19 protein-coding genes and 1 pseudogene are annotated in these 19,030 nt (G+C 55.2%); 8 read left to right on the top strand and 12 right to left on the bottom strand.

Going from position 1 to position 19,030, the window contains the following annotated elements; translation table 11 throughout:
* Nucleotides 1-285: 285 nt before the first annotated feature.
* Nucleotides 286-774, top strand: a complete 489-nt coding sequence (locus tag HMPREF9695_RS25165) for a DUF2937 family protein (RefSeq protein ID WP_006019179.1) — start codon at nucleotides 286-288, stop codon at nucleotides 772-774.
* Between the two features lie 28 nt (nucleotides 775-802).
* On the opposite strand, the gene HMPREF9695_RS02400 is transcribed toward HMPREF9695_RS25165, so the two are convergent.
* Complete coding sequence (locus tag HMPREF9695_RS02400) at nucleotides 803-2,257, bottom strand: argonaute/piwi family protein (RefSeq protein WP_006019180.1); 1,455 nt, start codon at nucleotides 2,255-2,257, stop codon at nucleotides 803-805.
* Nucleotides 2,254-3,573: a DUF4365 domain-containing protein gene (locus HMPREF9695_RS02405; RefSeq protein WP_006019181.1), complete on the bottom strand. Its 1,320-nt coding sequence runs from the start codon at nucleotides 3,571-3,573 to the stop codon at nucleotides 2,254-2,256. The genes HMPREF9695_RS02400 and HMPREF9695_RS02405 overlap by 4 nt, the downstream gene beginning before the upstream one ends.
* Before the next feature lie 483 nt (nucleotides 3,574-4,056).
* Between HMPREF9695_RS02405 and HMPREF9695_RS27165 the strand changes: the two genes are divergently transcribed.
* From HMPREF9695_RS27165 to HMPREF9695_RS02425, 6 genes and pseudogenes are all read left to right on the top strand, one after another.
* Nucleotides 4,057-4,185 carry a hypothetical protein gene (locus HMPREF9695_RS27165; RefSeq protein ID WP_430648540.1) on the top strand — a complete coding sequence of 43 codons (129 nt, stop codon included), beginning with the start codon at nucleotides 4,057-4,059 and terminating at the stop codon, nucleotides 4,183-4,185.
* A 5-nt stretch (nucleotides 4,186-4,190) separates the two neighbouring features.
* Nucleotides 4,191-4,277, top strand: a pseudogene (locus HMPREF9695_RS27170) (hypothetical protein); the annotation flags it as partial.
* Nucleotides 4,278-4,351: 74 nt separating this feature from the next.
* Nucleotides 4,352-4,456, top strand: a complete 105-nt coding sequence (locus HMPREF9695_RS27175; RefSeq protein ID WP_430648541.1) for a DUF4113 domain-containing protein — start codon at nucleotides 4,352-4,354, stop codon at nucleotides 4,454-4,456.
* 130 nt (nucleotides 4,457-4,586) lie between these two features.
* Entirely contained in the window at nucleotides 4,587-5,375 is a 789-nt protein-coding gene (locus tag HMPREF9695_RS02410; protein ID WP_006019182.1) for a hypothetical protein, read from the top strand.
* Nucleotides 5,368-8,172, top strand: a complete 2,805-nt coding sequence (locus HMPREF9695_RS02415) for a DEAD/DEAH box helicase (RefSeq protein WP_006019183.1) — start codon at nucleotides 5,368-5,370, stop codon at nucleotides 8,170-8,172. The genes HMPREF9695_RS02410 and HMPREF9695_RS02415 overlap by 8 nt, the downstream gene beginning before the upstream one ends.
* 27 nt (nucleotides 8,173-8,199) lie before the next feature.
* Nucleotides 8,200-9,326, top strand: a protein-coding gene (locus HMPREF9695_RS02425; RefSeq protein WP_430648543.1) for an IS3 family transposase whose coding sequence is annotated in 2 segments (ribosomal slippage) — nucleotides 8,200-8,451 and nucleotides 8,454-9,326 — 1,125 coding nt in all. Because the reading frame shifts where the segments join, the coding sequence is not laid out codon by codon here.
* A gap of 138 nt (nucleotides 9,327-9,464) precedes the next feature.
* On the opposite strand, the gene HMPREF9695_RS02430 is transcribed toward HMPREF9695_RS02425, so the two are convergent.
* The 5 genes from HMPREF9695_RS02430 to HMPREF9695_RS02450 all read right to left on the bottom strand — a co-directional run bounded on the left by HMPREF9695_RS02430 (nucleotide 9,465) and on the right by HMPREF9695_RS02450 (nucleotide 12,553).
* Nucleotides 9,465-11,000 carry a recombinase family protein gene (locus HMPREF9695_RS02430; protein ID WP_006019186.1) on the bottom strand — a complete coding sequence of 512 codons (1,536 nt, stop codon included), beginning with the start codon at nucleotides 10,998-11,000 and terminating at the stop codon, nucleotides 9,465-9,467.
* Nucleotides 10,990-11,475, bottom strand: a complete 486-nt coding sequence (locus tag HMPREF9695_RS02435; RefSeq protein ID WP_006019187.1) for a DUF2924 domain-containing protein — start codon at nucleotides 11,473-11,475, stop codon at nucleotides 10,990-10,992. The genes HMPREF9695_RS02430 and HMPREF9695_RS02435 overlap by 11 nt, the downstream gene beginning before the upstream one ends.
* Entirely contained in the window at nucleotides 11,472-11,825 is a 354-nt protein-coding gene (locus HMPREF9695_RS02440; protein WP_006019188.1) for a DUF3489 domain-containing protein, read from the bottom strand. Before HMPREF9695_RS02440 ends, HMPREF9695_RS02435 begins: the two co-directional genes overlap by 4 nt.
* Nucleotides 11,826-11,923: 98 nt before the next feature.
* Nucleotides 11,924-12,145 (bottom strand): hypothetical protein, encoded by a 222-nt coding sequence (locus HMPREF9695_RS02445; RefSeq protein WP_006019189.1) that lies wholly within the window; start codon nucleotides 12,143-12,145, stop codon nucleotides 11,924-11,926.
* A gap of 132 nt (nucleotides 12,146-12,277) precedes the next feature.
* Nucleotides 12,278-12,553, bottom strand: coding sequence for a helix-turn-helix domain-containing protein (locus HMPREF9695_RS02450; RefSeq protein ID WP_041711055.1), 276 nt, complete (start codon nucleotides 12,551-12,553; stop codon nucleotides 12,278-12,280).
* A gap of 214 nt (nucleotides 12,554-12,767) precedes the next feature.
* Between HMPREF9695_RS02450 and HMPREF9695_RS02455 the strand changes: the two genes are divergently transcribed.
* Nucleotides 12,768-13,337, top strand: coding sequence for a hypothetical protein (locus HMPREF9695_RS02455; protein WP_006019191.1), 570 nt, complete (start codon nucleotides 12,768-12,770; stop codon nucleotides 13,335-13,337).
* A gap of 107 nt (nucleotides 13,338-13,444) precedes the next feature.
* Here HMPREF9695_RS02455 and terL read toward each other — a convergent pair whose 3' ends face one another.
* From terL to HMPREF9695_RS02480, 5 genes are all read right to left on the bottom strand, one after another.
* Nucleotides 13,445-14,839 carry a phage terminase large subunit gene (gene terL / locus HMPREF9695_RS02460; RefSeq protein WP_006019192.1) on the bottom strand — a complete coding sequence of 465 codons (1,395 nt, stop codon included), beginning with the start codon at nucleotides 14,837-14,839 and terminating at the stop codon, nucleotides 13,445-13,447.
* Nucleotides 14,836-15,270 carry a DUF5681 domain-containing protein gene (locus HMPREF9695_RS25170; RefSeq protein WP_006019193.1) on the bottom strand — a complete coding sequence of 145 codons (435 nt, stop codon included), beginning with the start codon at nucleotides 15,268-15,270 and terminating at the stop codon, nucleotides 14,836-14,838. The genes terL and HMPREF9695_RS25170 overlap by 4 nt, the downstream gene beginning before the upstream one ends.
* 3 nt (nucleotides 15,271-15,273) lie before the next feature.
* Nucleotides 15,274-16,602: a site-specific DNA-methyltransferase gene (locus HMPREF9695_RS02470; RefSeq protein WP_006019194.1), complete on the bottom strand. Its 1,329-nt coding sequence runs from the start codon at nucleotides 16,600-16,602 to the stop codon at nucleotides 15,274-15,276.
* 108 nt (nucleotides 16,603-16,710) lie between these two features.
* On the bottom strand, nucleotides 16,711-17,430 hold the full coding sequence (locus HMPREF9695_RS02475; RefSeq protein WP_006019195.1) for a hypothetical protein: 720 nt from the start codon (nucleotides 17,428-17,430) through the stop codon (nucleotides 16,711-16,713).
* Nucleotides 17,431-17,626: 196 nt separating this feature from the next.
* The gene (locus HMPREF9695_RS02480; RefSeq protein ID WP_006019196.1) at nucleotides 17,627-18,922 is read right to left on the bottom strand and encodes an ISNCY family transposase; all 1,296 of its coding nucleotides are present in this window, start codon (nucleotides 18,920-18,922) and stop codon (nucleotides 17,627-17,629) included.
* Nucleotides 18,923-19,030 lie beyond the last annotated feature (108 nt).

Genomic DNA, 19,030 nt, shown 5'->3' on the forward strand with positions numbered 1-19,030 from the left:
TCTCTGTCGAGACTAATGTTCGCCCAATTCCTCTGAAAATTTCCAAAAGTCTCCAAGTACCTATTGAAGAATTCCCGTTTTCTGGAGACTCGCCTCAGAGACCGGAGAATAAAATCACTGCGTTATGACCTGGCAGTCTGCTCGGCCGTCTTCCGCGGAAAGCTGTCATCAACTTTGCTCTGGAACACCAGCAAGGCGAGCGCCATTAATTGGACGGGCGACATCGAATCACCGACGAATCCCAACTGGGCTGTTCAAGTCTATCAACGTCAAAGGAGTTGTTCGATGCAGAAGCTCTTTATGGCCCTTTCGCTTTTGTCCGCGCTGCTCTTTGCGCAAATTCCGGAGTTGATACAGCAGTATCGCCAAAGAATTGGCGGCGCGGCTGATGAACTCAATGTCATTGTGCGCAATTTCGACGAAGATTCTCGGCGATCCGGATTTGACCGCGCTGGCGCGTTTGGCCTCATGAAGAAGAACCCTGAGCGCCTTGTAAGAGAGCAAGGTCAGCGGATGGAAGATTATACAGGCAGGCTTGAACGACTAAATTCGCAGCAATCAGTGTTAGCAAACGGCGTTACTTTGGCAGCGGTGCTTTCGGTCGCGTTTAATTACGATGCGCAGATAATGTCGCAAGCGCGGGCAGCTTTCACGCCCGCGTTTCCACTGACACTCACATCAGTTATATTTGCGATCATTGGCTTTATCCTTTGTTACGGCCCACTGCTGCTTCTCAGTTCCATTTTTGGATCACGCGAACGCGCCAGAGCTTAGCTCTGATCGAATCTTGATCGCCACGGCGCTAGATGTATCTGGCGTAATCAGAGCTGACTTTCTGATCGGTTGTGTACTTTAAGACTTCGCCAACAGCTCGCGCTGCTCGAATAGGAATTGGCAGCTTCTGATTCATTTGCGTGGAATTCCAGTTCACCTTCGTCAAAGCCAAAACTTCGCTCGCAATTTGCGCCACTGTGCTGTCACTGCCCTCGTATGGACAGAGAAGAAGCGGTCGTGGATCGTACATACCTGGATAGGTTCCGTAATAGGGAATGCTTCCGTTTGTGTAGAGCAGTCCTTTCCCGTCTAGATCGACGAATGTCCCGCGCATAACAGGATAGTTGCCGTCACGTAGAACTTTGACGGAATAGGACTCCTGTACCCAAACGAGGTCTCGAAACTCCAATCCGGCTTCATTTATAGCTTCAAAGATGCCTTCTGCTTCTTCTTCTCGGAATTTCGAGGTCTTGAGGACAATAACGCGCGCGGGATAATGCTTGTGATGGTTTTTATAGGCTGTCAGCGCATTGGCGACCAATTCATGCGCATCCTCCTGCGTCATGTATGGGTGACGACCTCGACTTTCGGTCTGGGCTCGTTTTCCCTTTAGAATAAAACCCCGACCTCGCTCGTCGAACATCTGCGCCGCACTGGTGAACAATTGCTGCCCGCCGACTTCGCGATAGAAGCTGATCCCGATATAGCAGGCAGTGAATTCGCCATCTTGCGGCATCTTCCGCCACGGAATGCGGCCCGTTCCTTTGTAGTAGATCGTCGTCAGCAAATTCCAAGTTCGATCAGCTTGATCTTGTATCTTTCTGGCGCGACTTTCCTTAACCTTGAGCGGAATTTTTGCACTCTCGTCAAACACATCTTCCCAAGCAATTTGGATCGGGAAGCTCAGGTCCATGGCCTTTGCCTTGAGCATGCCACGGAAGTCGGGTGCATCTGAACCGCCGGAATCGTCCTTCTCGGTCGTCGCCTTGGAATCCACTTTCGCATTCCATACACGTTCAATCAGCTCCACCGGTAACGCGACAATCGCAACATCCGGACGGTGGCTGGTCTCATCGAGTGTTTGCAGTTGTTGGACGATTTCATCGACCGCCATCTCTACAGCTTTATAATGATGTGGTTCTTTCCTAATCTTGTCGATTTTGGATTGCGAGATCGCAATGGTCGCGCCATCAGATATCTCGAATTTGCATCGATATGGATTCTGATTTCCCAATCCCGGAAAATCTGGATGCAGGTTCGGATGTTTTTCGCCTTTGCCCTCAAAGCCAGCAACGGCTTCTTCAAAAAACTCCTTTGTATCCTCCACTGTCTTTGAGCTGCCGATTACGGCGATCTTGACCACGTCTCCTAAAGGAATCTGCAGCGGTCCAGCTTCTGACAGGCCAAGCCGTGGGTCCGGATGATGATGCTTGTCACCAAACTCCAGCTGCGGCTCTTCGAATATTTTCGTTTCAAATTTCATCCGAACATTTTCTCCTGTCCGTCGTCAGGCTCGACAACGCTTTTCTTTTGCGATCCCCAAACATCCTCAGGAACGCGCGTTGCTAGGTCGACAGTCGGTGGCTCACCGAAGCGTAGCCGAGGTTCGGTCGATAATTTCCCAAACAGATTGTTTTCTTCGCGGTCTGCCTGACTTAGGAAGCGGTGCCACATCACGACTTGCCCGCGCAGCGATGCGCTATTGTCCAGGCGTTTTTTTCCTGCAAGAAGCGCAGCCGGATACGAATGCGGAATAAATCCATTCGTCGTGAAAAAATAAGTTGGGTTGATGACAAGATACCACTGATCGTAAATCAATTCGAAACGTGGCGTAAACGCGTGGTGACGGACAAAGTCGACACTCTCTTTGTCGGCCTTGTTCACGATCGCATTCACAACGTCGGTTGACGCGCGTTTTTTTGATGCCTCATACGCGAATGTTCGCGAAGTATTCTCTGCCAAGGCTCGGACATAGAAGAGTTTGCGATCCTTGTTCCAACGCAAGTCATTTTGAACTTGATGGTCCAGCGTTTTGCGAAGCAGGAAGGCAAAGTTATTTTGCTCATCCTGCTCCTCCTGAAACGCAAGTGCCGTGGTGTTGATTGCTTCAACCTGATCGAAATCGACAAGCTTCCTGCAAACCGTCTCGCGCGGGTCACTAAACGACCAGAATGTTCCGCCCTTGATGGCCCAATCAAATCGTGGGCTATTGCCATCGAGCAGGATCGCAGCTGCTTTCTTAGGCGTATGCGGCGTGGATGCTACGAACACCTCAGTTGGAAGCGTAATCGGCAAAATATTGACTAGTGCTTCTTCTCCGCCTCCGATAGGCGGCACATAATAACCGAAACCAGTTTTCGGAACAGTCAGCGCTGCAAGGCGATCTACGGCATCTGCATCGAGAATATCGCGTTTCTTGTCGAATTGGAGCCGACGCTCTTCCCCTTTGATTTGACTGCCAACTTCGTTCCAGAAGTAAGTGTCATCGGATCTGCGATGGAGAACAATGATGACCGGAAGGTTGGAACCGCGCCAATAGGCCAGATCTTCGGGGCGCAACAGGTAAGAAAAACCGTCGTCAGTCTCGGACGAGTAGCGAGATGAGTCAGTTGCCTTGACCTGAACCGCAATCATCCGGGCCAGTGGCTGCCCCTTATCCATTACCTCGGCAATGCCATCGACCCCCGCTTCTAGACGCGAGCGCCCGTCAAACTGAAAACCCATGTTAAGAAAGCGAAGACGAACTGCCGTCTCGCCTATCTCCCCGAGCAATTGGTTGGCGGTTATAGTTTTTGACATGCAATAAGACTAGAACAATCCAAGAACGCTGTTAAGTCTATTTGGAGTGTTCACTGTGTGCCAAGCCGCAATTGATTGAGTTGTCCCTGACCACAGGGGCTTCCCCCCAATCTGCGAGTTGCTGGGTTCTTACGAGAGTGGACGACCGCTTAGGCGGGGCCGGACCGGTATCCCGGTATCGGACGGGGATAGCCCCGACCAACGTTGACGAAGGTGACGAATCGCTTTGCCAAGAAGGACCTCGACCGCGCCGTCTATGTGATGACCGGACGCTGGGTCGTATGATGTCGACCGACCTGTCGGTCGTGCTGGCCGTATGGCGCAACGTCTTACCGAAATTGGCATTGTGACGCCGCTGAAACTACGCCAGTGCGACCCGGAGTTTATCCGGGAACGGTTCAACGTGGTGGAAGATCCTGTGCTGGACCGCAAAGCATCATCGCTTCGCGTTCGTTCGGCAGGCTAGTCACGACCTTGCAGGAAATGGAAGAAGCCGTCGCTCGCGCCGCAGAGAAGATGAGGCGGCAGTATCTCGCGACTGCGCACCTGTCTGTTTTTGTCAAACCTAACCGCTTCAAACCGACCGATCCGCATACAACGTATCACGCTTGATCCGGTTGCCGGTCGCCGGCGCGGATGCGGGCACGCTCGCCAAGGCGGCGAATACGGTCATACGCGCGATCTATAAGGACGGCTTCCCATACAAACCAGCGGGCGTGATATTGCTCGATCTCGCCCCGTCAGAGCGAGTGCAGGGTGATCTTTGGACGTCATCCCGATGCCCGCACGGTCGAAGTCCCTCACGAAAGCCCTCGATGAGCTCAACGCGTATTACGGTCGCAGCACCCTGACATACGCGTCATCAGGCAAGCGGCCGGCTTAAAAGCTCCGGAGGGATCACCTCTCCCCGTGATATACGACGTCTTGGGATGAATTGCTTGCCGTCGGCGATTAGTTACAGCATTCTAATTGCTTAATAACAAAAGAAGTGATTTTGGGGAGTTGCGGGGTAAATGCCGCTTACTATTCTCGATTACCCTGCTGCACCTGAGTGCGGCGGCACGCAATGGCTGGTGGCCAATCAGGACGAGCTAGCAACGCTTGTCGGGACGGTTCTTGTTGGGCGGGCGAAGCACGTTGCAAGCGTTCTTAAAGGCACACAACACAATTCGGTCAATACGAGTGTAGCGCAACGAAATGCGTTACGTGCCCAGCTTCACCCTGCCAGTGAGGCCATGCAATGGCACCGCGACGGCCTTCTATTCGAAATCATCTGCTGGATAACTGCTCGCATGTCCGCAGACGCTAATGATGTGATTTCGGATCCACATCTTTCCTCAACCCAACAGGGTGCGGACACAATTGTTGTCCGATTTGATGCCGCGTCACGCACGCTATCGCTGGCGACAATCTATGAGCAGAAATGCACAGCGAACGCGCGACCGCAATTTAGAGATAATGTGATGCCATCTTTCAAGGAGTGGATGTCTGGGAAACGCGATAATCATCTGACTTCAATCGCAACTGGGTTATTGAGTTCTTTTGATCTAACCGATGACGAGCGCACTGCGGTGTTCGACAGATTAGTTCAAGACCGGCCTTTGGCATTCCGGGCGGCACTAACCGTCACGCCGACTCCATTTGCAACGGAACAGTGCGTAGCAGTGTTTAAGGATTACGGCACCCTGACTCCTGCGATCGAGAATCGTCTTGGCGACACATTTCCACTGCCTGACATTCGACAATGGTTCAGCGTCTTTGCACAAGACGTTTGGGCTAAAATAGAGGAGCAGGATGTTTGACGTTGAAACATCGCGCCTGATCCGCCGTGCGCCTGCATTGCGAGGCGTTGATCCAAATGTTCTTCCGCAGGAATTAACAGGGATTTATGCGGAACTGGTCGCTCTTCGCTTACGTGAAGATGAATTGGTGGCCGCTTCTGACCGCGCAATTTTGCTAGAAAGATTGAGCCGCATTGCCACGGTCTACGAGGCTTGCGCAGATGTAACTGTGGACAACGAACGGAGACGCGCATCCGCTTTCGTTGCAGCAACAGCCCATCAAATTCTCGGTCGCGTTATGGCTGGAGCATACGATGTATCGCTACCATACCTTACCGTATCAAGCATTCATCCGTTGCTGGCTGCGCCGCTCTTATTTCTAGTCGCGGAGCAAAACGCCGACGCTCGCGAGGCGGCTAGGTCCCTAACAGATGTTCGCGATGATAACCTGATCAAATCTGCGCTCATCGAAACCGTCTATGATCTCGCCTCCGAGAGCTACCAGTCAATTCTTGACCGTGCGGCCCGCCTTGAGCAAATGCGAGCGCCAATTAACGAGTTTGGTGACGCAGCGATCGAACAGGCGCTTTACGGCCTGTGTTGGTCGGGCATAGTACAACTGGTATCTCGCTTGATGGGTGTTGAGTCTCCAGCAACACAATTTCTCAATTTTGACTCACCGCAGAATGCATTCGAACGCGTTCTAGAACTATCCGTCGAAGATCTAAATCTTGCGGATTTTGGCGAAGGCGATTCATATGCAGTGTTTGGAGGGCCCAGACATCTGGCGGCGCTTTTGCGGCATCTTGCGGATGGTTTGGAGGGCGCAGGGGTCGCGAATATTCCACCGCCACAAGATGCATCCCCCGAATTCTGGGTGCCTTGGCTTAAACATCGCGCGAAGTCCAAGCCCATAATCTGGAGTAATCACCGCCGCGCTCTCGAAACCAATTTCTTGAATAGAGGCACGTCCGCTGTTCTGGTTTTGCCGACAGGCGCGGGTAAGACCACACTTTCCGAGCTAAAGATCGCAGCAACGCTGGCTGCAGAACACAAGGTTGTGTTTATTGTTCCCACGCTCGCTCTTGTGGACCAGCTCCGGGACGATTTAGCAGAAAGCTTTCCTGCATCAATCGGCGATATTGAGGTCGCCGCTGACGGTGACCTCACCGGAACATTATCGGTCCCGGAGCTAAGCTCCATTGAAGTCATGACCCCAGAACGCTGCCTTGCTCTCATGAGTCACAATGCAGACGCTCTCGAAGACGTGGGGCTCGTGGTGTTTGATGAGTGTCATCTTCTAAGCCCGCAAGGAGGCGGAAAGCGTAGCCTTGATGCAATGCTGTGCCTTATTCAGGCAATCAGACGCGCTCCGCATGCCGACTTACTGCTTCTTTCAGCAATGCTCACAAACGCCGCTGATTTTGCAGATTGGATTGCAGAAATAACAACTCGCCCGTGTGTCGCCTTCCAAGATTCGTGGAAGCCGAGCCGCCAGGCCCGAGGTGTTATTGTATATGATCAAAATGAAGTTCAGGAAATTCGTAGATCAGCCACTAGAGCAAACCGGGCTGCCAAAACAAAAACTAAACTGAAGCGTAAAAAGGATGTGGTGCCGTTTGCGGTTTTTGGACTACATCAAAATTGGAACCAAGGAGCGGCGGCGGACATTCGTCTGATAAAATTGTCAGATGATCCTGTAGAGCTCACAGTTAAAAAAAATGGTTATGCGACACCGAATTCCAACAAAGTTGCGGCCCGCCTTGCTATCGACGCCTGCGCTGCCGGTCTCAAAACTATAGTTTTCGTTCAGCAGCCCGGACACGCTGTTTCTACAGCACGAAACATTTCAGGTAAATTGGAAGCAACATATACGCTGACTGCAAGCGAAACTGCTTTATGGGGAAACATTCAGGCTGAGTTGGGCGGGAGCGAGCATTCCCTGATTAATATCGGCGCTGCGGCGTTACCTCACAATGGAGACATGATACCCCTCGAGCGAAGACTCGCGGAATCTCTCTACAAGAAGCGAGACGGCGTCGACGTGATAGTCGCCACGCCCACACTAGCGCAAGGCATGAACCTTCCGGCGCAATTGGCAATACTCGCTGGCGACAAACGTCACGACGATGACGAGGGCCGATCAGCTCTAGCGGCCCATGAGCTGTTGAATGCGGCAGGCCGCGCTGGTCGCGCAGGTCATTTGGCAAACGGTGTGGTTTTAATGGTCCCGGAACCAATAGAAACCTTTCACAATGGGAGGCCCTCCGATTCTGCCTTCAGTAAACTTCGCGCCATACTTCCGCAGGATGATAAGTGTGTGGCCATCGCGGACCCAATAACCCGGGTACTCGATCGTATCCAGTCTGGCGACACAAATAGTCTAGACGTCAGATATTTCATTAGCAGGATTCAGGCTGCTGACGACCCAGAGCAAGCGGCAGAGAACGCACTGAACACAGTGCGCCGTTCTTTCTCGAAATTCCTTGCTGACCGACGAAACGAAGCTGAAAATTTCGAAACCAAAGTATTGGCCTTGCAAGCGGTCATCGCGCAGCCTTCTGACATCGATGCTGATGTCTCCGCTATTGCGGCTTCATATGGGCTTGCCGCAGATCCGCTGGCCAAGGCCCGCGCCCGCATGGAAGCCGACTTTGAGAGCCTTCCCACGAGTATCGGCGGGTGGGTTGAGTGGCTGATACAGTTTTTCAAAGCGGACCGACAATCTTATGAAGCACTGATGGAGTTGGATGCAGGAATTGCGCTGTCAGTAATGCGCGGTGACCTGCCACTGAGTTTTTCCTCCACCTGGAGTTAGAGTCCGGCCTCTATTGGAGGCGGACCAATGAAGCGGAAGCGATTTACGGAAGAACAGATTATCGCGGTTTTGCGCGAACACGAGGCTGGTGCGAAGGCCGCCGATCTGGCGCGCAAGCACGGCGTCTCGGAAGCCACGCTGTACAACTGGAAGGCCAAGTATGGCGGCCTGGAGGTGTCTGAGGCCAGGCGGTTGAAGGCACTGGAGGATGAGAACCGCAAGCTGAAGAAGCTGCTGGCGGAATCGATGCTCGACAATGCCGCGATGAAGGAGCTTTTGACAAAAAAATGGTAGGGCCCGCCGCCAAGCGCCAGGCTGTCGCTCATCTGCGCAGCGTGCTGGAGATGAGTGAGCGTCGGGCCTGCACCATCGTTGCTGCGGATCGCAAGATGATCCGGTATCGCTCGCGCCGCCCGCCCGATATCGAACTTCGCGCGCGTCTGCGCGATCTCGCCAACCAGCGCCGCAGGTTCGGCTACCGGCGGCTGTTCATCCTGCTGCGGGATCAGGGCGAGCCCTCAGGCATCAACCGCATCTACCGGCTTTATCGGGAGGAAGGGCTGACGGTGCGCAAACGCAAAGCTCGGCGACGGGCCGTGGGAACACGGACCCCGATCCTGATCGAAGCCAAGGCCAATGCACGCTGGTCGCTCGACTTCGTCCACGATCAGTTCGCGCTCGGCCGACGCTTCCGCATTCTCAACATCGTGGATGATGTGACGCGCGAATGCCTGGCGGCGATCCCGGACACCTCGATCTCGGGGAGACGGGTCGCACGCGAACTGACGGTGCTTATCGGCAAGCGTGGCAAGCCTGCGATGATCGTGTCGGATAACGGCACCGAGTTCACCTCGAACGCGATCCTTGGCTGGGCAAAAGATCATCGTGTCGAATGGCATTACATCGCGCCGGGCAAGCCGATGCAGAACGGCTACATCGAATCCTTCAACGGCCGGATGCGCGACGAGCTTCTGAACGAAAGCCTGTTCGTCGATCTTGGTCAGGCCCGCCAACTCATCGACGCATGGGCCACCGACTACAATACCGCGAGGCCGCATTCCTCGCTCGGATACAAGACGCCGGCGGCTTATGCCGATACACTCACCGCGCGAGAAGGCGCATCACCAGCCGAGGCTCTAATTGCCACCGGATGAAAGTTCAGTGGCAGGTCAATGTTTGCGGCTATCACGAATGTTATCGAGTAACACTATAAATGGTCCGGTGCTGGTGGAGCAGGAAAGCTCCAAGCCAAACTCGGGATGCTAAAAGGTGGCGAAGCGTGTTCCGGCGCGCTAGAATCCCAGCGCCTGCCACTGCTTGGAAAATGCCAGCGGCAGCGTCTTGGGGATTCGCGCTAAGGATAATGTCGCTGGTTGATCGCCGTTGAGAATGGCCGCGGTGATGGCCGGTGCGAGAAACGCGTAACGGAGTTCCTGCCGGACCAGCTTGGGATGCAGGTTAACGGCGGCTGCCAGCGCTTCAACAGTGTCAAATTTGTTGTTCTTCAGATCGCGCAACCACGCATGAGCCCGAACAACGGCCTGCACCAATTTTGCATCGGGTTGGCGTTCGTTAGTTGCATCGACGATCGATGCCGAACCGGCCTGGGGCGGCTGCCAAGGAATCGTGAACTGGCTGGATCGAATCTTCGCTGCTGGAGATGTGGTGATTTTGATGGCACGGCTACTTAGTTCGGCACGCGCAACATATGTGCCGATAATATCCGCATCCAGGATAGCTTTATCGATCTTTAGTCGCTCGCGCAGAGCATTAATCAGCGTCTGTTCGATGCTGGTTGCCGAAACGCGTGCGACCGATCCAGCGTCGGTTTTGCGCCCACGCAGGATTGCTGAACTGACATAGAAACGATAGCGGGCACCGTTTTTCGACGTAAAACTGGGGCTCATGGCGTTGCCTCGGTCGTCGAACAGTTTGCCCATCAGGAGCGCACGGCTTTCCGATCGTTTGATCTTCCTCTTGTTGGTGCCGGCGGAGAGCAGTTCTTGAACCTTGTTGAAGGTTTTGCGATCTATGATCGCCTTGTGCTCGCCGGGATACCATTTGCCGCCGTGACCAGTTTCGCCAATGTAGATCCGGTTTTTCAGGACATGAGCGAGGGGACCGTAGGTGAACGGGATGCCACCGTTAAATTTCTTGACCTGGGTATTTCGCCGCTTGGTGACGATGCGGCGCTTGTCGAGATCGACAACAAGGCGGCCAAAAGACTGCAGCTCGATATATCGGCGGAAGATGATGCGGACGGTTTCTGCCTCTGTAGGATTGATGACGAGCTTCTTATCCCGGGCCTCATAACCGAGCGGCACCGTGCCGCCGGTCCACTTTCCCTTGCGACGCGAAGCCGCCACCTTGTCCCGGACCCGCTCGGAGGACAGCTCGCGCTCGAACTGGGCAAAGGACAAGAGCACATTGAGGGTCAATCGTCCCATCGACGTGGTGGTGTTGAACTGTTGCGTCACGGCGACAAAAGAAATCGATCTTGCATCGAACGCTTCGACCAGTTTGGCGAAATCCGCCAGCGAACGGGTCAAGCGATCGATCTTGTAGACCACCACCACATCGACCTTGCCAGCTTCGATATCCTTCAGGAGCCGCTTGAGGGCGGGGCGCTCGAGGTTGCCTCCGGAGAAAGCGGGATCGTCATAGGGCTGGGGCAGCACCTTCCAGCCGAGCGATGTCTGGCTCTTTATATAGGCCTCGCAAGCTTCTCTTTGGGCATCGAGCGAGTTGAATTCCAGTTCCAGGCCGTGCTCGGTAGATTTGCGGGTGTAGACGGCGCAACGGAGTGTTTTGGTTGCGCTACTTGCCATTGGCTGCTCCAGGAGTCTTTGACCGCAATCCGAAGAAGCGGGGTCCATTCCAGTTGGTGCCGGCAATCAGCGAGGCGATCTCGGAGAGACCTGCATAGGTCTTGCCGTCATAGGCAAACCCGTCCGGACGAACCACGACGCGGTGGGTTTTTCCCTTCCATGTCCGAACCAGTTCCGAGCCGGGCTTGATCCGGCGCGGCAGCTCCAGCCGCCCGTTGGGCTTGGCGGCCATCGCCTTCACCAACTGGTCGAGCAGGCGCTTGGTCGGGCCGGACAAGCCGCCATAGGCTTTTTCCTGGATCCGGTGAGCGATGCTCCGGCGCAGCAGGTCCGGACCAAATGCTTTCGGCGGATCCGTTCGAAGCACTTCCCGATAACGTCTGCGCAGTTCGGCGATGGGAGCTGTCGCCAGCTGGTTCAGCTCGGCTTCCACCGATGGATCGGCTGGCTTCATGGAGGAGGAAGCTTGGATCATTTCGCGGTGCTCGATTTTGCGATCCGGTAGGCGCGCTGGCTATCGGTTTTCGCTGAGGTCAAGTTCAGCTTGAGCTTCTTGCGCACCGTGCCTGCAAAGAATCCCCGCACCGAATGCTGCTGCCAGCCCGTGGCCTTCATGATGGCGGCGATGGTGGTGCCGGACGGGGCGCGCAGCATGTCGAGGACCTTGTCCTGCTTGGACATGGCCACGTTCGGCGTCTTCGGCGTGACCGGCTTCTTCGGCGCGACGGGCGGCAGAATCTTAGAGGCCGGTTTCGTCGATCGCTTTGGTGCCGGGGTGGATCTACGCCCGGTCTTGCGAGGGGGCTTTCGATTGCTGGTGGTCATTTCGGTTCTCCTGCCTCAACGACAGCGTCCTGTGCTGCCACTGCCGCAAGCCCGTCGGTTGCCGACGGGCCGAGAACCTTTCGGTCGGAGAGAAATCCTTAGTCGCTCGACAACCGGTTGAGCAGCGAAGCCGCATCCTGCAAGCGGCTGGTCTCGTAAAAGATCTGCTCGAGATCCATCGAGACTCTCACGCCCTCACTGACACTGCCAGCCAGCGCGCAGGCCTCTGCCGCCTTGGCGATCCGGGCGGCTTCGCCAAGGCGAATACCGATCTCGGTGAGGATCAGCCCAATTGCCTGTTCCGTGATTTTGCGGTCCATCATCTTGCCTCCGGTTACGGCGACAGTGACGCTCCATGTGCCGGCGAAGTCGAGCCGAAACGCAGCAATCTAGTGGCTCTTATCAGCCAGTCCGGATCACAAGATGATCGGGAAAAGTCCGAGCCGCCACGCTTACTTGGCCGGACGCTTTGACGGGGACTTGGGCGAGCCCTTACCGCCAACATAGTCCTTGAATAGCTTGACGGGATCGGCACCAAGGGCGCGGGCGATAGCAGTGAACTCGATGATATCGAGGCGGCGCTCGCCGTTCTCATACTTCGCGACAAAAGATTGAGGCCGCCCGAGCTTCTTGGCCAACGCCTGCTGGCGAACGTCCGCGGCTTTCCGCGCTGCGACAAGCAGGTCGATCAGCCGGGCATAATCTGCGGATTTAAGGGTCTTTTGCATGCGCCGCCAAGGCCGTGAATCGGCGGCGAGCAATCTGATCCTGAAAATGGATTATCCCAAAATAGGATTATATTAACTGACGTTGGCGATAGTGACGCCGACAGCCGAGGGTGTCGTGGACTTCTACCCCGTGGGAAGCGATGTGCTGACCCACCCACGCCGAGCCTGCGGGGTGCGGCGGAAGGGCACACTGAGCAATAGCTGGGAGTGATCCATGAATATTGTGATCAAGGCGGCCTTGGGCTGCGCACTTGGATTTATCGTCGTCGGCGCCCTTGTCGGTGGCGGTCGAACTGCGGCACCACCCGCTCCGAGCGCGCCCCTGCCATCCGATCAGGCTCGCTTCATAGCAGCCATCACGCAGGCACGATCTCAATTCACGTCGGCCCCCAATGAACTGGCTGCAGGCGGAATCCGCAATACCAGGCAGCAGGCGATCTGCAGCGCTCTTCAAGGTCAGAGTGCCTCAGGATGGATCGGAAAGGTCGCTTATCTCTCCACCAATGGCGATGGCAAAGGCGTCATTACGCTCGAACTTGCGCCGGGTTTACAGGTCTCGACCTGGAACAACGCCTTATCGGACTATTCTGATAAAACTCTGATCGATCCCGATACGCAATTTTTCAAATCTCTGGTTGCGATGAAACGTGGCGACCCCGTCCGGTTTTCGGGAAGTTTCTTTCCATCGAACCTCGATTGCGTGGGTGAGCAGAGCGTGACCTTGGCCGGATCCATGAAGAACCCGGTCTTCACCATGCGCTTTTCATCCATCCGCAAGCTCTGACCGACTATGAGGACACTTCACTCGTTTGACGCGGAGAAGCGCGGTGGCAGCTCGATGACTCAAACGCACCCGGCCGGCTCGCAGCTATTGACTAATCGACCGCGCTTTCACCCGACCCACGATAGAGTCGTATCGTAGCCGCCCTTGTATGAAAGTGCTTGGCTAAGGCTATCAACCTGATCGTCGTGCTTGCCTTGCGGGAAAGTCAGAAGCTCGGTTTCGAGCTGCGCTAAAAAAGGTGCCTTCTTCGGAAACAGCACCAAACCCGCCTCGAACTTGGCTTGATGCACGAATAGGCGGCCCTGCTTATCACGCTCGATGGGCACGGGTTTGACGGTGTGGATACCGCTTTGCTTAAGTTCCTGAGCCAGAGCGATACCTGTCGATGCGTCCTCGACCAGAATTTTGAGCGGATCGTATCGCTGCGCGAGGGCGATCGCCGTGGCGCGGAGTTGGGGATACTCATAACGTCCCCTTGTGACGTCCATCAGATAGAAGTGTTTATCCACGAGCAACCACGTCGTGCAGACGGACCAGTCGTTCTGAGTGCCAACTTTTGCCGCCGTGTCCCAGCTTTGGATCACTTTGGTGCGGTAGGTGCGTTCCGGCAATTGATCGTAATAGCGCAACCATTCACGCTTGATCATTCCGCCGCCGTCGGGAACGGGAGATTGCTGATATTGGGCCCCGAAGATGCCCGAACCCATTTCGGTGCGAAGCTTTTCCAGCGTTGCGAGAGTCTCGTACGCGGGATGTAGAGCTTGGCCCGCGCGGCGCGCGTGAAAATGCCCTTCACCTATCTCGACCTTCTCATCGACGTCGGCGATGGCAGGCAGGCTCAGGACTTTCCAGTCTTTGGAGTTCTCAACAAGAAAGCCCGTTAGATCATGCAGATGAACTCGCTGCATGACCAGAATGATGACGCCCGTCGCTTTGTTGTCGAGACGCGAAAGGAGTGTATTGGTAAACCACTGATTTAGTGAGTTACGCAGAACGTCGGATTGCGCGTCGACCGGTTTTTGCGGATCATCAAGAATGATCATGTCGCCGCCGAGACCTGTCAGCGTTGCCGAAACGGAAGTCGATCGGCGAAAACCGCGTTTAGTGGTGAAGACATCGGAATCGGCGGTCCGAGCGATACGCATGCTCGGGAACATTTTTCGATACCAATCGGACTGCACAATCGCCCGGAAATCGGCCGCGTGCTTGGCCGAGAGGTCGTTACTGTAGCTCACGCCGAATATCTTCATTCGGGGATCGTGACCGAGCAAGAACGCCGGCAGTATCACCGACACGGTGAGAGACTTCAGGTATCGCGGCGGCATATTGATGATTAAGCGGTTCGTCTCTCCTCGGCGAAGGCGCTGGAGTTGATGCGCAATCGCTTTAATGTGCCAATTGGGCAGGTATTCAGCCCCTGGATTGAGCATCAGAAAGCAACGATGAAGGAAGCTCTCGAAATCATTGCGCAGGATGGAATAGAGGAGGTCTTGATCCTTCATCGCGCCTTCTCCTTTCCACCAAGTGTGGATTGGAAATCACGTAGGTAGGCGTCGAGTACTGCCTTGTCGTCGCGACTTATCTCGGATTCGTCGCCCGCGTTCGATGCGATCGCGGCCAACTGATTTAGCAAAAAGGTAGCGCTCTTGATGTTACCCTTCAAAGAATCCTCCACCACCTTATGGAAGATGCCCTCAATGACTGTGATCCTGCGAATCTTGCCGTCGCGGCGCATTGTGATTTTGCTATCGAGGAGTTCGCGAAGGATAAGTTCGCGACTTTTGGCCCCCTTGGGACGACCTTTTGGATTGCCGCTTTTGCCCGGCCTGAATTGATTTGCCTTTGGCGGCTTGCCATAGCCGACATCTTCGTCGCTCGACTTGAGCCGAACCCGCTTCCGGAACACACGTTTCACTTTTGGAATTGATGCCATTTGTTAGGTCCTTACGCGTTTGAGAACAGGGGAGACGGATCGCTCTGTGGCCACTTCGTCGAAGGTTTGACCGGTAGCCGCGAGTATCGCGTCGCGTCTGGTGAATTCCTGCCAACGGCGGATCGCTACGTCGATGTAGAGGGGATCGATTTCGATGCCATATCCGCGCCTGCCAACTTTCTCCGCGGCTAGAATGGTGGTGCCGGATCCCATAAAGAGATCGAGCACTATGTCGCCACGACGGGAGCAGTCACGCATCGCGTCGGCAACGAGGGCGACGGGTTTGACAGTGGGATGAAGGGTCAGCTCCGCAAGGCGGTCTTTTCGAAATGTATTGACGCCAGCATACTGCCACACGTTCGACCGAGATCGCCCGTGCTTACCAAGCTGAATATTGTTCTGATGGCGCGCTTCGCCGCTTTTAAAGACAAAGACTAATTCATGCTGCGATCGGTAAAGGCTGCCTTGTCCAGGATTCGATTTTACCCAGACAACGATATTCTTCAGCTCGTCATAGATCTTCTTGCCCGCGGCCAGGATTTCCGGCGTATGTCGCCAGTCCATGAAGAAGAAATGCATTGAGCCGTCTTCCGAGAAATCAACCGCGATCCCCATCGAAATGGCGAGGAACTCCGTAAATTCTTCGGACGACATTTCCCCAGAAGCGACGGAGAACTCGCGATGCTTGATCTTGCCTCGCCCTTGCACGGAGCTTACGCGGACATTGTAGGGTGGATCCGTGATAACCATAAGGGCGCGGTTCTTGCCCATCAGATGTTTCAGATGATCCGCTCGTCTACAGTCTCCGCATAAGAGGCGATGCTCGCCGAGCATCCATAAGTCACTTGTACGGCTTGTCGCGTTGCTTTTGAGCGACGGCACAAAATCGCTGGGATCGGCTTCAGCGTCGCTGAAGTCGCCCATGAGACCGTCGATCTCAGCAGGCTCGAAGCCTGTGATCTCCAGATCTAGATTGAACTTCGGCAAAAGCGTAGCGAGCTCGCCAAGCTCGTTTGCCAACGACGCTCTATCCCAGCCCGCGTTAGAAGCTATTTTGTTATCTGCTATTGCAAGGGCGCGCTTTTGAACTTCGGTCAGCTCGGTGCAATATATGACAGGTACTGTTTTGAGCTTAAGCTCCAGAGCAGCAGCCAATCGTCCGTGTCCGGCGATCACATTGCCTCTATCATCCGCCAATATCGGCTGGGTCCAGCCGAATAAGCGAATGCTGTCTGCGATCTGCAAGATCTGCTTTTTTGAATGAGTTCGCGCGTTGCGCGCGTTCCGCTTAAGGGCGGAAACTAGGGTTGTCTCAACTTTCGGCGTCTGCATTGAAGCCCCATTCCAAATGAATGAAGCTCCTAATGTTCACATCCCCGGTGCGGCGTCACCAGCTTAGATCCAAGTGAGAACATGGCCAAAAAGTGGCCATCTGCAGTTCTACGATTTTGGCCTACGTTTTGGATTCCAAAGGCCCACCAAAGCTAGCGTGTCAGAAATCTTTTGCTCCGAGGGAATTGCGGCCGCGGGGAAAATTTCTATAAATTTGCGCTGCACATGTTTTAGCTTGAGACGTGGCTTTTCAACCTCTGCCAGCTTGCCAAAGTCGATAAATTTGAAGCCGTCAATGAATTCACCGAATTCAACGAATTCAAAGAACTCAGCTCCCGTGACCACAGTGCGTTTCGCATCTTCCTCAGATAGCCCCTCCCGGAAAGACCGATAGGCAGCGCCTTCGATCTGCGCGACCGAAATGGCCGCATGGATGATTTTCTCATCTAAGGGGGTGAATTCATATGGAAGTCGACCGGGTATAATCTCGACCGCGCGTAACGTGGTGCCATCTTGCAGCGTGATAACCGCATCATGTGACACCATACCTCCGTCTAATAAATCAACAGCATACTCGCGGCGCTGGCCGGTTAAATTCTCAATTGCACGAAACGTATTGCCTGATTGCAAGGGAATGAAAGTGCTCTCGTCGGAAAGTGAGAGCTTATAATCCAGCAGGACGAGGTGAAGATGCTTGCCCGCATTCAAATTCATTCGCCCAACATGCACCACGATTTGCGCGCGCTCTGAAAGGCCGTGGCTTTTCTCGACAACATGAATTGCCTCAGCGAGGGTTGTCGGTTTCCGTATTGGATCGTTTCGGATCATGGAGGGTATATTAGGAATGAGCTAGGCAAGCTGCAGTATAGTATGTCGAAGCACTTTTAGCTGACATTCATCTTCCGAGCGAGCGATCATGTCGCCGCCATTTAGGGAAGTCACGATTTGCGCCAGTTAGAAATGTCACCCGGTCGGGAGCAGGATAGCCGCCTTTCTGTGGGTTAGAGGTTGGAAACCGCCGGATCTATCCGATCTTAAACATGTGGTTCTTCTGGCCGCGCCGGCGCGGCGCCTTGGCGGAGCGGGACATGTCGAGCTGTTTCTGTTGTTCGGCAATGTAGGCCAGGATCGGGCCCAGCCGCTTGTTCTCGACAATGGCGGCCTGGTTGACCTGCGGACGTTTATCGAAGGTCCGGTAGGGCAGATCGACGCCGTGGTGCCGGATGGCCAGCCGTCCGTCGGGGTAGTCAATCACCGTGACCCGCTTGCGTGCCAGCGACCGTGCGATCGCGGTCGGCTCCAGCATGAACAGCACCTGGTCGTACTGCAGCGTCAGGTTCACCGAGACCGAGCGCTCTTCCTTCCAGGCAAAGGCGTCGTCGAGATCATCATGCCCGGCGAGCGGGCGGTGACCATCGCGATCCTCGAAGGGCGCCTTGGCAAAGCGCGCGTTGTGCTGCTCCATGAACGTCGGCAGGAATGCATTGCCGGCTGCGATGGTGTCGATGCCGCACAACCGCATCTCCTTCACCAGCCGGTCCTGCAACGTGCCATGGGCCCGTTCCACTCGGCCCTTGGCCTGCGAGGAGTTGGCACAAATGATGTCGATGTTCAGCGCGTGCAGCGCCCGGCCGAACTGGGTCATGCCATCGCCGGAGGCGGCATCCTTCCTGTTGACCCGGAACACGCCGTGCTTGTCGGAGTAGAACGCCACCGGTTTGCCGTGACGCTCCAGATAAGCGCGAGTGGCGGCAAAATAATCGAAGGTGCTCTCGCTCTCGACAAACTGCAGATGCATCAGCCGGCTGGTGGCATCGTCGATGTAGACGAGCAGGGTGCATTGCGGACCGCGGCCCTCGAACCACCAGTGCTCCGAGCCGTCGATCTGGATCAACTCGCCCAGGCAATCGCGCCGATACCGCGGCTGATGCACAGGCTTCAACCGGGCGCGGCGATCCTTCCACAGACCCGCCATGATCATCCATTGCCGCAGCGTCTCGCGCGCCAGGTGAATCCCGTGCAGCTCCGCCAACTTCTCCGCCGCCAGCGTCGGACCGAAGTCGAAATAGCGCTCACGGATGATGCCGATGACTTCGGCGCGCAACGCTGGCGGATAACAGCGGTTGCTCGGCCGGCCGCGGCGGCGTGAGACCAGCGCCTCGGGGCCATGCTGGTCGTAGGCCTTCGCCAGCCGGAATACCTGACGTCGGCCAAGTCCCATTAACGCCGCAGCATCCGCAACCTTGATCCTGTTCGCCGCCAGATCCTGCAACACGCTCATCCGGTCGATCTCCGTCCGGCTCATCGCAATCACCGTCATCGGCCCCATGCTCCCCAACTGAAACCGTGGAGAGTGACATCTCTATCTGGGACAACAGTGACTTCTCCATCTGGCGTCTACAATGCAAACGCAAGACTACACTGGATC

It is taken from the genome of Afipia broomeae ATCC 49717 (assembly GCF_000314675.2).
In the GTDB taxonomy this organism is placed as follows: domain Bacteria; phylum Pseudomonadota; class Alphaproteobacteria; order Rhizobiales; family Xanthobacteraceae; genus Afipia; species Afipia broomeae.

What these genes read in the sequence shown, in the direction of transcription:
- HMPREF9695_RS25165 (WP_006019179.1), top strand. Translation starts at nt 286, where the DNA reads ATGCAGAAGCTCTTTATGGCCCTTTCGCTTTTGTCCGCGCTGCTCTTT.
- HMPREF9695_RS02400 (WP_006019180.1), bottom strand. Translation starts at nt 2,257, where the DNA reads ATGAAATTTGAAACGAAAATATTCGAAGAGCCGCAGCTGGAGTTTGGT.
- HMPREF9695_RS02405 (WP_006019181.1), bottom strand. Translation starts at nt 3,573, where the DNA reads ATGTCAAAAACTATAACCGCCAACCAATTGCTCGGGGAGATAGGCGAG.
- HMPREF9695_RS27165 (WP_430648540.1), top strand. Translation starts at nt 4,057, where the DNA reads ATGGAAGAAGCCGTCGCTCGCGCCGCAGAGAAGATGAGGCGGCAGTAT.
- HMPREF9695_RS27175 (WP_430648541.1), top strand. Translation starts at nt 4,352, where the DNA reads ATGCCCGCACGGTCGAAGTCCCTCACGAAAGCCCTCGATGAGCTCAAC.
- HMPREF9695_RS02410 (WP_006019182.1), top strand. Translation starts at nt 4,587, where the DNA reads ATGCCGCTTACTATTCTCGATTACCCTGCTGCACCTGAGTGCGGCGGC.
- HMPREF9695_RS02415 (WP_006019183.1), top strand. Translation starts at nt 5,368, where the DNA reads ATGTTTGACGTTGAAACATCGCGCCTGATCCGCCGTGCGCCTGCATTG.
- HMPREF9695_RS02430 (WP_006019186.1), bottom strand. Translation starts at nt 11,000, where the DNA reads ATGGCAAGTAGCGCAACCAAAACACTCCGTTGCGCCGTCTACACCCGC.
- HMPREF9695_RS02435 (WP_006019187.1), bottom strand. Translation starts at nt 11,475, where the DNA reads ATGATCCAAGCTTCCTCCTCCATGAAGCCAGCCGATCCATCGGTGGAA.
- HMPREF9695_RS02440 (WP_006019188.1), bottom strand. Translation starts at nt 11,825, where the DNA reads ATGACCACCAGCAATCGAAAGCCCCCTCGCAAGACCGGGCGTAGATCC.
- HMPREF9695_RS02445 (WP_006019189.1), bottom strand. Translation starts at nt 12,145, where the DNA reads ATGGACCGCAAAATCACGGAACAGGCAATTGGGCTGATCCTCACCGAG.
- HMPREF9695_RS02450 (WP_041711055.1), bottom strand. Translation starts at nt 12,553, where the DNA reads ATGCAAAAGACCCTTAAATCCGCAGATTATGCCCGGCTGATCGACCTG.
- HMPREF9695_RS02455 (WP_006019191.1), top strand. Translation starts at nt 12,768, where the DNA reads ATGAATATTGTGATCAAGGCGGCCTTGGGCTGCGCACTTGGATTTATC.
- terL (WP_006019192.1), bottom strand. Translation starts at nt 14,839, where the DNA reads ATGAAGGATCAAGACCTCCTCTATTCCATCCTGCGCAATGATTTCGAG.
- HMPREF9695_RS25170 (WP_006019193.1), bottom strand. Translation starts at nt 15,270, where the DNA reads ATGGCATCAATTCCAAAAGTGAAACGTGTGTTCCGGAAGCGGGTTCGG.
- HMPREF9695_RS02470 (WP_006019194.1), bottom strand. Translation starts at nt 16,602, where the DNA reads ATGCAGACGCCGAAAGTTGAGACAACCCTAGTTTCCGCCCTTAAGCGG.
- HMPREF9695_RS02475 (WP_006019195.1), bottom strand. Translation starts at nt 17,430, where the DNA reads ATGATCCGAAACGATCCAATACGGAAACCGACAACCCTCGCTGAGGCA.
- HMPREF9695_RS02480 (WP_006019196.1), bottom strand. Translation starts at nt 18,922, where the DNA reads ATGACGGTGATTGCGATGAGCCGGACGGAGATCGACCGGATGAGCGTG.